At 73.5% G+C, this 11,973-nt stretch carries 12 protein-coding genes; 5 read left to right on the forward strand and 7 right to left on the reverse strand.

The annotated features are described in order from the left end of the window. Window positions 1–335 precede the first annotated feature (335 nt). From ACZ7CD_RS19000 to ACZ7CD_RS19010, 3 genes are all read right to left on the reverse strand, one after another. Window positions 336–770, reverse strand: coding sequence for a hypothetical protein (locus ACZ7CD_RS19000; protein ID WP_470373592.1), 435 nt, complete (start codon window positions 768–770; stop codon window positions 336–338). A 44-nt stretch (window positions 771–814) separates the two neighbouring features. Next, a complete protein-coding gene (locus ACZ7CD_RS19005) occupies window positions 815–3,505 on the reverse strand; it encodes an ATP-binding protein (RefSeq protein WP_470379370.1) in 2,691 nt (896 codons plus the stop codon). A 118-nt stretch (window positions 3,506–3,623) separates the two neighbouring features. Next, window positions 3,624–3,869, reverse strand: a complete 246-nt coding sequence (locus ACZ7CD_RS19010; protein WP_360389728.1) for a DUF2630 family protein — start codon at window positions 3,867–3,869, stop codon at window positions 3,624–3,626. A gap of 58 nt (window positions 3,870–3,927) precedes the next feature. Between ACZ7CD_RS19010 and ACZ7CD_RS19015 the strand changes: the two genes are divergently transcribed. Continuing rightward, on the forward strand, window positions 3,928–4,332 hold the full coding sequence (locus tag ACZ7CD_RS19015; RefSeq protein ID WP_360389731.1) for a PRC-barrel domain containing protein: 405 nt from the start codon (window positions 3,928–3,930) through the stop codon (window positions 4,330–4,332). A 62-nt stretch (window positions 4,333–4,394) separates the two neighbouring features. Here ACZ7CD_RS19015 and ACZ7CD_RS19020 read toward each other — a convergent pair whose 3' ends face one another. Continuing rightward, window positions 4,395–4,763, reverse strand: coding sequence for an STAS domain-containing protein (locus tag ACZ7CD_RS19020; protein ID WP_360389734.1), 369 nt, complete (start codon window positions 4,761–4,763; stop codon window positions 4,395–4,397). Between the two features lie 127 nt (window positions 4,764–4,890). Here ACZ7CD_RS19020 and ACZ7CD_RS19025 point away from each other — a divergent pair, with 127 nt between their 5' ends. Genes ACZ7CD_RS19025 through ACZ7CD_RS19040 form a run of 4 tightly spaced genes read left to right on the forward strand, consistent with a single transcriptional unit; the run spans window position 4,891 to window position 8,921 of the window. After that, window positions 4,891–5,748, forward strand: a complete 858-nt coding sequence (locus tag ACZ7CD_RS19025; RefSeq protein WP_360389737.1) for an MEDS domain-containing protein — start codon at window positions 4,891–4,893, stop codon at window positions 5,746–5,748. Beyond that, window positions 5,745–6,647 (forward strand): sensor histidine kinase, encoded by a 903-nt coding sequence (locus tag ACZ7CD_RS19030; RefSeq protein ID WP_360389740.1) that lies wholly within the window; start codon window positions 5,745–5,747, stop codon window positions 6,645–6,647. The genes ACZ7CD_RS19025 and ACZ7CD_RS19030 overlap by 4 nt, the downstream gene beginning before the upstream one ends. A gap of 40 nt (window positions 6,648–6,687) precedes the next feature. After that, window positions 6,688–7,449: an IclR family transcriptional regulator gene (locus tag ACZ7CD_RS19035; RefSeq protein ID WP_470379371.1), complete on the forward strand. Its 762-nt coding sequence runs from the start codon at window positions 6,688–6,690 to the stop codon at window positions 7,447–7,449. 29 nt (window positions 7,450–7,478) lie between these two features. Further along, window positions 7,479–8,921 (forward strand): aldehyde dehydrogenase family protein, encoded by a 1,443-nt coding sequence (locus ACZ7CD_RS19040; protein WP_470379372.1) that lies wholly within the window; start codon window positions 7,479–7,481, stop codon window positions 8,919–8,921. A gap of 195 nt (window positions 8,922–9,116) precedes the next feature. Here ACZ7CD_RS19040 and ACZ7CD_RS19045 read toward each other — a convergent pair whose 3' ends face one another. From ACZ7CD_RS19045 to ACZ7CD_RS19055, 3 genes are read right to left on the reverse strand one after another with little or no spacing between them, the layout of a single operon-like run. Further along, window positions 9,117–9,758 carry a response regulator gene (locus ACZ7CD_RS19045; protein ID WP_458431707.1) on the reverse strand — a complete coding sequence of 214 codons (642 nt, stop codon included), beginning with the start codon at window positions 9,756–9,758 and terminating at the stop codon, window positions 9,117–9,119. After that, complete coding sequence (locus tag ACZ7CD_RS19050; RefSeq protein WP_470379373.1) at window positions 9,755–10,627, reverse strand: sensor histidine kinase; 873 nt, start codon at window positions 10,625–10,627, stop codon at window positions 9,755–9,757. Before ACZ7CD_RS19050 ends, ACZ7CD_RS19045 begins: the two co-directional genes overlap by 4 nt. Beyond that, window positions 10,615–11,901 carry a serine hydrolase domain-containing protein gene (locus ACZ7CD_RS19055; protein ID WP_470379374.1) on the reverse strand — a complete coding sequence of 429 codons (1,287 nt, stop codon included), beginning with the start codon at window positions 11,899–11,901 and terminating at the stop codon, window positions 10,615–10,617. Before ACZ7CD_RS19055 ends, ACZ7CD_RS19050 begins: the two co-directional genes overlap by 13 nt. Window positions 11,902–11,973: the final 72 nt, after the last annotated feature.

Genomic DNA, 11,973 nt, shown 5'->3' on the forward strand with positions numbered 1-11,973 from the left:
GCAAGTACCACCAACCCTTGATCAAATCGCCGCTGACCACCACCAACCTGTTCGCCGTCCCGCGAACCAGACTGCGGGCCCGCAGGTGACCGGGGGCGCTGTTGGTAGTGGAAAAGTGCCTGTTGACCTTGAGTTGGTGGTACTCGCAGATGCCGGCAGAGGCTTGGGCGCGATGCCACGGGCGGCGAACCGCACCGGTCGAGGCGCCGCACCCGTCGAGGCGCCGGTCGCCACCCCCAGCGGCGACCGGCACCAGGTCGTGCTCCTCGATCCTCGCCCGGCGCGCCCTCACCCCGGAAGGGCCGCGGACGACACCGGACGGATCCGGACAACCGTCACAGGTACCAGGGCGTGCAGCCGGCCTCGCCCTCGCCGACGCAGACCCGCAACCAGAACCGGTGCATCTGGTCGGCCGAGAGCCACTCGACGGTGGCGGAGGTGCCCATGCCCGACGCGCTCGCGATCGACTTCACCACCTCCTGCGTGCCACCCGGAACGATCTTGAAGTACCGGACCCACAGGTGGGCGGCCATGCCGTCGTCCGCGGTGTCCTCGATGTACGACGGCGCCTTGATGTGCGGTGTCTTGTCGATGAACGTGCCCTTCGCCACGGCGCTGGCGCCGGGCAGGACGTGGTACAGGTCGATCTGGAACGTGGTCGAACAACCGGTTCCCGGGTCGTGCACGGGATCGCAACCAGCCTGCGCGGGCGCTGTGGAGCACAGTCCGGCCACCACCGCAGCGGCCACGGACACACTCAGCTTCATCATGGTTCCCCCTTGTGCGTGTTGATCTACCAAGCGCCGTGCCGCGATCACAAGCCGTTCGGACGATCCCGGACACCGAGCAGTGATCGCACGCGTGCGGCTTCGTCGCTGCCGACGGACTCGAAGATGTCCAACGCGCGCTGCCACGCCGCCACGCCGTCGTCCGATGCGAGTCCCAGGTGCAGCAGTGCTCGCGCCAGGCCCAGCCGGTACCCGGCGCCCTCCAGCACCGCCACGGCGGCCTCGCCGGCCTCGACCGACCCCTCCGCCGCGCACACCGCGGTCAGCGCCAGCCCCTCCAGGATTCGCTGGCCGGTCGCGGCGGCGTGGTCGCGGGCCTGCGCGGCGGCGGTCGCGGCGGCCGGGCGGTCACCGGCCGCGAGCTCCAGCCAGGCCAGCTCGACGAGTGCGTCCGCCATGCCGTGGCCGTACCCGGCGGCCGCCGCCTGCCGGGACGCGCGCAGCAGGTCGTCGCGGCGGCCGCGGATGGCGGCGACGGTGATCCGCGCGTCGATCTCCACCCGGCCCGACGCCAGCGAGAGCGCCTGTTCCGCGCACCGCAGGGCCTCCTCGGGACGGCCGGCGTCGCGGTGCACGCGGGCCAGGTCGTCGAGGGCCGCCGCCTCGCCGACGCGGTCCTGGTGGTCGTGGTTGAGCTGCCGGGCACGGCACAGGTGGACCACGGCCTGGCCGGTCTCGCCCAGGTACCGGTGCACGATGCCGAGCGCTCCCAGCGAGTTCGCCGCCGACCGGGTCTCTCCGATCGACTCGCGCAGCTCCACGGCCGCGCGCAGGTGGGCGGCCGCGTCGGCGAGCGCGCCCAGGCGCAGCTGGGCGAGGCCGAGGTTGCCCAGCGCGCGGGCCCGCCGGGCCGAGTCGCCGATCTCGGTGTAGAAGGCCAGCTCGCGGGTGTAGCAGTCGGCCGCCTCGGTGAGCGCGCCCAGCTCGGAGTGCACGCCGCCGAGGTTGCCGAGCGTGCTGAGCTCGCGGTACCGGTCGCCGGCCACCCGGCTCGCCGCGACGGCCCGCTCGAAGTGCTCCGCGGCCACGCGCAGCTCGCCCGCGCTCCACTGGGCGGTGCCGAGCGACAGCTGCATCGCCGCGGTCGCCCGCGCGTCGCCGAGCCGGTCGGCGGCGGCGAACCCGGCCCGTGCCACGGCCAGCCACTCCGCGGTGTGCCGGCGCAGCCAGTAGCAGCCGCGCAGCGCGTCGGTGAGCAACCACGCCATCGGCGCCTGCCCGAGCTCGACGGCCTTCTCGACGGCGGTCACGAGCGTGGCGCGTTCGGCGTCGAACCAGCGCAGCGCGTCGGCCGCCGTGGCGAACGCCTGCCGCGGCTCCACGTCGGACAGCACCAGGAAGTCCGGCCGCACCGCGCGGGCGGCCGCGACCGACGCGTCCAGCAGGTGCGCGTAGAACCGCTCGACCGCCGCCGCGGTGGCGGCCGCGGTCTCCTCGGCGGCGCACCGGTCACGGCCGTACAACCGCAGCAGGTCGTGCAGCCCGTACCGGTCCACCGTCCTGGCCTCCACCAGGTGCGCGCCGACGAGCGCACGCAGCACGGGCGCCGTCTCCGCCTCCGACCGGTCGAGCAGCACCGCGCACGCCCGCGTGGACAGCTCGGGGCCGGGCACGAAACCCGCGCGGCGGAACAACGTCCTGGCGAGCGGGTCCAGCGCCGCGTACGAGTGCCCGAACGCCGTGCGCACCGCCGCGTCCGTGTCGCCCTCGATCTCGAACGCGCCGAGCCGGTCACCGGCCAGCAGCTCGGCGACGTGGTCCGCGATCGTCTGGTGTGGACGGTCGGCCAGGTTCGCCGCCGCGATCCGCAACGCGAGCGGCAGGTGCCCGCACAACCGGACCAGCTCCTCGACCGCGTCCTCCTCGCGCAGCACCCGTTCCGGGCCCAGCACGCCGATCACGACCGCCGGGGCCTCCTCGGGCGTGAGCACGCCCAGCTCCAGCCGGTGCGCGCCCTCCCGCGCCACGAGCCCGGCCATCCGGTCCCGGCTCGTCACGAGCGTCATGCACCCGGACCCGCCCGGCACCAGCGGACGCACGTGCGCGGCACTCGGCGCGTTGTCCACGACGAGCAGAGCGCGCTTGTCGGACGTGATGGACCGGTACATGCCGACCATCGCGTCCTGCTGCAACGGGATGTCCTCACCGGGCACGCCGAACGCGCGGATCGCGAGCGCCAGCGCCTGGTCCGGCGTCACCGGCGGCCCGGACGAGTACCCGCGCAGGTCCAGGTGCACCTGGCCGTCCGGGAAGCGGTTCGCCACCTGGTGCGCCCACTGCACGGCCAGCGCCGTCTTGCCCACGCCGGGGATGCCGCACACGACCGCGAGCCGGCTGCCGTCCTCCAGCAGCGCCGACAGCTCCTTCAACGCCTTGGCGCGCCCGGTGAACCCCGGCACCACCGCGGGCAGCTGCCGCGGCACCACGGCCCGCGCCACCGGTTGCGGGGCCGGTCCGGTCTGCACCCGGCGCCACGCGGCCAGCCAGCCCTCGGTGTCCGTGACGCCGAACGCCCTGAGCAGGCCGCGGAAGACGTCGACGGCGGGCGCTGTCCTCCGTTTGGGGCTCAACGCGTCCGCGAGCGTGCTGCGCGCCAGCCCGGACAGCTTCTCGACCTGGCGCAGCGACGGGTTGCCCGCCCACACCTTCAACAGGCGCAACGCGGCGATCAGCTCGTCGAGCGTCTGCACCTGCTCTGGTCTGGGGCGGTCCGGCACGCTCCCGAGCCTAGTGATCTCCCCGCGCGCCGCGTGGGGCGCGCCGCACCCCCGGGTCCCGCGTCGAGCAGGTCGCGATGGTGCGGCGGTCCTCGACCGCGCACCGTGAGCGCGGGGACTACTGCAGGTAGCCCTCGACCTCGCCCACCGACCGCGCCCGCACGTCGTCGGGGTCACCACCGGCCGACCGCGCGGTCCGGCGCCGGCGCAGCAGGTCCCAGCACTGGTCGAGCGACTCCTCCAGCGCGCGCAGCCGGGCGCGCTCCTCCTCGGAGGAGATCTCGCCGGCCGCCAGCGCCTCCCGCAGCCGGTGCTCTTCCTCGACCAGCTCGTCGATGCGGCCCAGCACGTTCTCATCGGTCATGTTCACCACCTAAGCACGAACGGGTACCCGAAGCCCGTCAACGAGATGGAGGGTCCACATGCAACCGATTCCGTTCGTCCCGTTCGTGTGGCGCGACCAGTCCTGGTTCGGGCAGGACGACGACGCGACCGACCTGGCCCACCGCCCGGACACCGGCCTGATCGGCTACGAGGTCGAGGCGACCGACGGCAGCATCGGCAAGGTCCACGACGACAACGCGGAGGTGCCCGGCGACTGCCTGCTCGTCGACACCGGGCCGTGGATCTTCGGGCACAAGGTCGTGCTGCCCGTCGGCACGGTCCGGCGCGTCGACCACGACGAGCGCAAGGTGTGGGTCGACCGCACCAGGCAGCAGATCAAGGACGCGCCGGAGTACGACGCGGACGCCGACCCCGAGGACCACCGCAGGCGCAGCGGCGAGTACTACTCCGAGTCCTACCGGCTGATGCCGCCCATGTTGTAGGGCTCATCGCCGCGGCATCGCGCACGCCGGGCCTGGCACCGCACCCTCCTCGGTGGACGTTGTCAGGCCAGCGGGACTTCCTGGCGGCGCAACGCCTCCGGCACGGAGGGCCGCACGTTCAGCACGTCCTCCAGCTCCAGCACCCGCAACGGCCGCAGCACCACGGCACTGGTCGCGACCACGGCGAACGAGCCGCCGTCGCGCACGCACCGCTCGTGCTGTTCCAGCAGCACCCTGATCCCGCACGCCCCGAGGAAGTGCAGCCCCGTCAGGTCGAGCACCACCGGCGCGGACGGCCGCACCACCTCGCCCAGCCGGTCGGAGAGGTCGTCGGCGGTGACCTGGTCGACCTCGCCCGCGACGTGCACGACGACCGCGGCTCCCACGCTCTCGCTCGTGATGCTGCAGGGGGCTTGGTCGTCGGTGTGCACGTGGCAACCTCCAGATGGGCAGCGCGGCCTGTCTGCTGGACCCGGTTCACGACGGTAGCGCAGGACCGGTCCGCGCGCGCCGTCACGCACGGACCGGCCGGCCGGAGGATCGCCAGGGTGGAGGATCGTGCTGCGCGTAGGATCAGGCGCCATGCGCACGTCCGGTGTTACCGACGTCGTCGTCGGGATGAGCACGAGCGACCACCTCTGCTGGTCGTTCGACGACTTCACCGACTTCCGCGCACGGGCGGCCGAGTTCCTCGTGGACGGCCTCGTCAGGGGCCAGCGCGCCTGCTACGTGGCCCGCGGCGACGCCCGCGAGCTGGCCGGGCACCTCGCGTCGTCCCCCGTGCTGGCCGCCGCGTTGCGCGACGGTTCCGCCGAGGTGATCCCGCTCGAGTCGCGGTACCGCTCCGGTGCCACCGTGTCACCGAACGACCAGGTCGCCGCCTATGCGGAGGCCACCAGCGCCGCACTGGCCGACGGCTTCACCGGCCTGCGGGTGGCCGCGGACGCCACCGCGCTGGTGAGCTCACCGGCCTCGCTCGACGCGTTCTGCCGCTACGAGCACCTCATCGACCGGTACATGACCGGCTCGCCGTTCTCCGCGATGTGCGCCTACCACCGCCCGGAGCTCGCCGACGGCACCGTCGAGCAGCTCGCGTCGATGCACCCGGTCAGCAACGCCCGCGGCGCCCCGTTCCGCCTGCACGCCACCGCCGACGGCCTGGCCCTCGTCGGCGAGATCGACCGCGCGAGCCGCGAGCTGCTGCCGCTGGCCCTGCTGCGCGCGGAACCGCCGGTGGACCGCAGCGAGCTCCGCGTCGACGCGACCGGCTTGCGCTTCATCGACCACCACGGCCTGCTGGCCCTGCACGACTGCGCGCGCTCCCACGCCGCGACGCTCGTGCTGCGCTCGGAGAAGTCCGCCCTCGCACGCCTGGTGTCCATCCTCGGGCTGGAAGACGTGGAGTGCGTCCGATGACGGCGGGGTTCTTCCACGAGTGCGCGCTCTACGACTCGGAAGACACCTTCCTGGCGCTCGCCGTGCCGTTCGTGGAGGACGGGCTGCGGGCGGGCCACCCGACCTTCGTCGCCTGCGCGGAGGACAACACGGCCCTGCTGCGCGGAGCACTGGGCCGCGACGACGCCGTGACCTACCTCCCCGCCGCCGACCAGTACGCCCGTCCCGCGGACGCGATAGCGAGCTACCGCGAGATCTGCGCGAAGCTCGTGTCCGCCGGTGCCACCGGCATCCACGTGGTCGGCGACGTCCCCCACCCCGGCGTCGGCGCCCCCTGGGACTGGTGGGCCCGCTACGAGGCCGCCGTCAACCGTGCCTACGCCGAGTTCCCGCTCCACGGCCTGTGCCCCTACGACACCAGGACCACCCCGGACTACGTGCTGGCCGACGTCGCCAGCACCCACCCCAACGTCGCCGGTCAGGGCACGCCGAACCCGCACTACGGCGCTCCGCTGAGCGCACCACGCCCCGACGTCCTCGAACAGGCGCCGCCGCTGGTCGAGCTCGTCGACCCGACCCCGTCCGCCGTGCGCGGTGCCGTCCTCGCGGCCATCGCCGGCGTCCGGCTCGACGAGGACAGCGCGCACGACGCGGTCTACGCGGCCAGCGAGATCATCACGAACGGACTGACCCACGGCGTCGGCCCGGTCCGGTTCCGGCTGTGGGCGGACGCGGCACGGGTGGTGGTCGCGACGACCGACCACGGTACGGGGCCGTCCGACCCGCTCGTGGGGCTGATGCCGACGGAGGCCACGCAGACGGCGGGCCTGGGGCTGTGGATCCTGCACCGGACGTGCAACTACGTGTCGATGGGACGCGGTGACGACGGGTTCACGGTGCGGGTGAGCGTGGGCGCCTGAGCCCGGAGCGCCCGTCGCGGGGAGGGGGCAGAATTCCGGCGTGAGCGCCACCGTCTCCGCCAAGCTGCTCTCGCTGCTCGGCACCTTCGACACCCGCCACCGCGCCCAGACCCTCAGCGGCATCGCACGCCGCAGCGGCCTGCCGGTCAGCACCACCCACCGCCTGCTCGCCGAGCTGGAGGGCTGGGGCGCGGTCCGGCGGCTCGCGTCCGGGGAGTACGTCATCGGGCGCCGGATCTGGCGGCTCGGCCTGCTGGCGGCGGGCGAGGTGGACCTGAGCCGGGTCGCGGAGCCGTTCCTGCACGACATCCACGCGGCCACGCGGGCCGTGGTGCACCTGGCGGTGCGCGAGGGTGCGGAGGTGCTGTACCTGGACCGGGTGTCCGGGCACGCGTCGGTGCCGATCGTGAGCACCACGGGCAGCAGGTTGCCGTTGCACGCCACGGGCGTCGGGAAGGTGTTGCTCGCGCACGCGCCGGCGGAGGTGCAGGAGGAGGTGCTGGCGCATCGGCTGACGCGGTGCACGGCGTTCACGATCGTCGATCCGGCCCGGTTGCGCGCGCAGCTGCACCGCATCCGGCGGGACGGGTACGCGCAGACGTTCGAGGAGATGACGCTCGGCGCGTGCTCGGTGGGGGTACCGGTCGAGGTGCGCGGCGGGGTCGTGGCCGCGCTCGGGATCGTGGTGCCGGACCTGCGCAGCGTGCGGGGGCGGCTGGTGGCGGCGTTGCAGGTCGCGGCCCGCGGCATCACCCGGACGATGGAGTCCGGTTTCCACCCACCGGAAAGCGGGGTTGGATGATCAGCTCGCCTGCGGCTCTACTCTGCGCTGTGGCGAGCGAAAAGCGTGAACTCTTCATCGGCGGCGAGAGCGTTCCGGCACTGGACGGCCGCACGACCGAGGACCTCAACCCCTACACCGGCGACGTCTTCGCCGTGGTGGCCGCGGCCGGCACGGCCGACGTGACCCGTGCCGTGGACGCGGCCCAGGCGGCGTTCGAGCAGTGGTCGGCGACCTCCCCGGCCACGCGGCGCGCGATCCTGCTGCGCGCGGCCGACCTGCTGGAGGCCAGGGCACCGGACGTCGTGCGGGTCATGGCCGCCGAGGTCGGCGGTGTCGCCGGGTGGGCCGGCTTCAACGTGGCGCTCGCGACGAACGTGCTGCGCGAGTCCGCGGCCGCCGTCACCCAGCCCGTCGGCGAGGTCCTCACGACCGAGACCGCGGGCCAGCTGTCGCTCGCGGTGCGCGAACCGCTCGGCGTCGTCGCCGCTTTCGCACCGTGGAACGCGCCGGTCATCCTCAGCACCCGCGCCGTCGCCGCCCCGCTCGCCGCCGGCAACACCGTGGTGCTCAAGCCCAGCGAGGACGCCCCGATCACCGCCGGTCTGCTCATCGCCGAGGTGCTGCACGAGGCGGGGCTGCCCGCCGGTGCGCTGAACGTCGTCACCAACGACCCCGCCGACGCCGCCGACGTGGCTGCCGCGCTGATCACCGACCCGCGGGTGCGCGCCGTGAACTTCACCGGCTCCACCGAGGTCGGCCGCACCGTCGGCACCCTGGCCGCCCAGCACCTCAAGCCGGCGGTGCTGGAGCTCGGCGGCAAGAACGCCCTGCTGGTGCTGGAGGACGCCGACCTCGACCACGCCGTGAACGCGGCCGTGTTCGGCTCGTTCCACAACTCCGGGCAGATCTGCATGTCGACCGACCGCGTCCTCGTCCACCGCTCGATCGCCGAGGAGTTCACCACCCGCTTCGTCGCCAAGCTCGCCGCGCTCCCCCACGGCGACCCGAGCGACCCCGGCACCGTCTTCGGCCCGGTGATCAACCGGCGTTCCGCGGACCGGGTGTCCGCGCTGGTCGAGGAGGCGGTCTCCGCGGGCGCCCGACGGCGCACCGAGGGCACCGGACCGATCGTGCTCGACCGGGTCACCCCGGACATGCGGATCTTCCGCCAGGAGATCTTCGGCCCGGCCGTCGTCATCGTGCCGGTCGCCGACGACGACGAGGCCGTCGCCATCGCCAACGACACCGAGCACGGCCTCACCGCGGGCATCCTCACCGAGGACACCCGCCGCGGCCTCGCGCTGGCCCGCCGCATCCGCACCGGCATCGTGCACGTCGGCAACCAGACCGTGGCCGACGAGCCGCAGGCACCGTTCGGCGGGGTGAAGTCGAGCGGCTACGGCCGGTTCGGCGGCCGGTGGGGCGTGGAGGCGTTCTCCGCGACCCGCTGGGTCACCGTCGCCGGTTCCCACGGCCACTTCCCGTACTGACCTCCCCCTGCTGCTGCCGGCATCTGCAAGTACTGCCAACTCATGATCAAATCGCCGCTGACCACCACCAACATGGTCGCCACTCGCCGAACCAGGCTGCGTGCGCAGGTCAGCCGCAGGCGCTGTTGGTAGTGGAAAAGTGCTTGTTGATGTTGAGTTGGTGGTACTTGCAGACGCCGGCAGAGGCAGGGGTGGCTAGGTGCGAGGGGGCAGACCGGCCTCGTGGGCCACGATGGCCGCCTGCACCCGGTTCTGCGCCCCGAGCCGGGTCAGGATGGCGCTCACGTGCCCCTTCACCGTGCCCTCGACCAGGTCCAGCCGCCGGGCGATCTGCGCGTTCGACAGGCCCTCGCCGAGCAACGCGAGCACGTCGCGTTCGCGGGCGGTCAGCTCCTCGACCCGCGCGCGGGCGGCGCCGGTCCGGGTGCCGCGGAACCGGGTGATCATCCGGGCGGCGACCTTCGGGGCGAGGTAGGCGCCGCCGGCGGCCAGCGCGTGGACGCCCGCGATCAGCTCGCGCGGGTCGCCCGACTTGAGCAGGAACCCGCGCGCGCCGCCGTCGAGGGCCTGTTCGAGGTAGCCGTCGTCGTTGAACGTCGTCAGCATCGCGACGCCGAACCCGTGGCGCGCCAGTTCCTCCGCCGCCCGCAGGCCGTCGAGGCGGGGCATGCGGACGTCCAGCAGCACGACGTCGGGGCGGTGCCTCAACGCGAGGTCGACGGCCTCGTGACCGTCGGCGGCCTCGGCGACGACCTCGACGGCCGGGTCGGCGCTCAGGATGGCGCGCACGCCGGCCCGCACCATGGCCTCGTCGTCGGCGAGCAGTACGCGGATCACTGGTCCCCCGGCTGTGGCAGCGTCGCGACCAGCTCGAACCTGCCGTCGCCACGAGTGGTCCGCAGCGCACCGCCGGCCAGCCGCACCCGTTCGCGCAACGCCACCAGGCCGAGCCGCGACCCGGCGGCCCGCCGTCCGCCCAGCGCGTTGCTCGCCTCCACGACGGTCGTGGCGTCGGCGGTCGTGACGGTCAGGTGCAACACCGAGTGCGGCGCGTGCTTCGCGGCGTTCGTCAACGCCTCCTGCACGACCCTGCGCACGGTCGGCTCCACTGTGGACGGAACAGGTCCATCCGCGGTGAACCGGACGTCCAGGCCCGCCCGCACGGCCCGGTCCACGAGGTCCCGCACGCCCTCGACCGCAACCGGCTCACCATCGCGCAGCAGGAACACCAGGTCCGCCAGCCGTTCCGTGGCACCGGCCGCCGTGCGCCGCAGCTGTGCGGCGGACTCGCGGTGCTCCGGCGGCAGCGTCATCTCCAGCGCCCCGGCCTGCAGCGCCAGCAGGCTCAGCTCGTGGCCGAGGCTGTCGTGCACCTCGTGCGCGATCCGGGTGCGTTCCCGCAGGTGCGCGGCCTCGACGGCAGCGGCGGCCAGTGCGGCCTGCTGGTGGACCACCCGGCCGAGGAACCACGGCAGCGCCACCGCGACCGCCACGATCCCGGCCGCCACGCCTCCCGCGAGTGCCCCCAGCGGGAACAGCACGGCCGGCCACAGCACCGCCGTGCGCCGCCCGAGCAGGAAGGACACCGCGAACAACGGCACGCACACCGCAGCCGTCCACGGCGGCACGGAGTCGTCGATCGCGAACGACACGGCCGCCGCCACCGCAACGCACGCCGCGAGCGCCGCCGCCTTCACCGCCGCCACCGCACGACCGCGACGCTGATGTTCATCACGCTGGACACGCCCAACCACACCACGAGCGGCAGCGAATAGTGCGCCAGTTGGAAGAACGTGATGTCGCGCCCGCCGCCGTACAGGAGCCCCAGCAACCACGGCGCCGCCACCAGCAGCCCCACCGGCACGAACCGCAGCACCTGCCACGGCCTGGGCCACCGCCGCGGCCGCCGCAGCGCCCGCACGCCGAGCGCCACCGACAGCAGGGTCAGCGCCGCCAGCACGAGGTCCGTGAGCAACCGGAACGACGACGGCTGCGCGGGCACCTTCCCGTCGAGCAGGTCCGCGATCCCGTCCTCCAGCTGCGAGGTGCCCTCGTTGCCCAGTCCCACACCGCTGTTGGCCATGACCGCGACGCCGTACCCGGACGACGTCAGCAACTGCCCGGCCGTCGCCGTGAACCAGATGCCGTTGTGCCGCAGGCCGCGCCCGTCGCGCACCCAGCCCAGCCCCTCCTGCGGCCGCAGCCGCCCCTGCGCCGCCAGCCACCTGCCCATGTCCGCGGCGGTGGTGACCACCCCGTCGGACCCGGCGACGAACCGGTGCGGCTCGGTCACCGCGACCGAGAACCCGTACGCGTACCCGTGTCCCGTGCGGTAGCCGGCCGGCAGGTCGCGCGGCGTCACGTCGATCGCGACCGTTTCGCGCATGTCCAACGGCTCGAAGACGTGCTTCCTGAGGTGGTCGTCGAAGTTCTCACCCGACACGACCTCCACCACCCGCGCGGCGAGGTGGTAGTTCGTGTTGGTGTACCGGTGTTCGGCACCGGGATCGGCGGCGAGCGTCGCCTGCTTCGCCCGCCGGACCGCCCCGTCGAGGGTGTCCGGCTGCGGCAGGCTCTTCTCCGGCAACGTCCGGTCGGTGATGCCCGAGGTGTGCTCCAGCAGGTGCCGCACGGTGATCCGCCCGCCCCGCGGGTCGGCGACCTCGAACTCGGGCAGGTAGGTGCGCACCGGCCGGTCCAGGTCGAGCTTGCCCGCGTCGGCGAGCTGGTGGACGGCCAAGGCGGTGAACGACTTGCTGACCGAGGCGATCGCCATCTTCGAGTGCTCGGTGAGCGGCGCGCCGGTCGAGTCGCGGCCGTAGCCCTTGGTCGCGATCACCCTGTCCCCCTTCGTGATCGCGACCGCGACTCCGGGGTAGGAGGCCTCTGCGAGGTACGCGGCCACGTGACCGTCCACTGCGGACAGATCGGGTGGGGAGACCAGTGCGGCGACCAGGCCGATCGCCCAGATGCTGTTCATGGTCGTGACCGTAGGGAGCGCGGGCCCGCGGCACCCGACCCGGAAGACGGGGCGGACCCCCGACGAAAGTCA

It is taken from the genome of Lentzea sp. NPDC036949 (genome assembly GCF_055608075.1).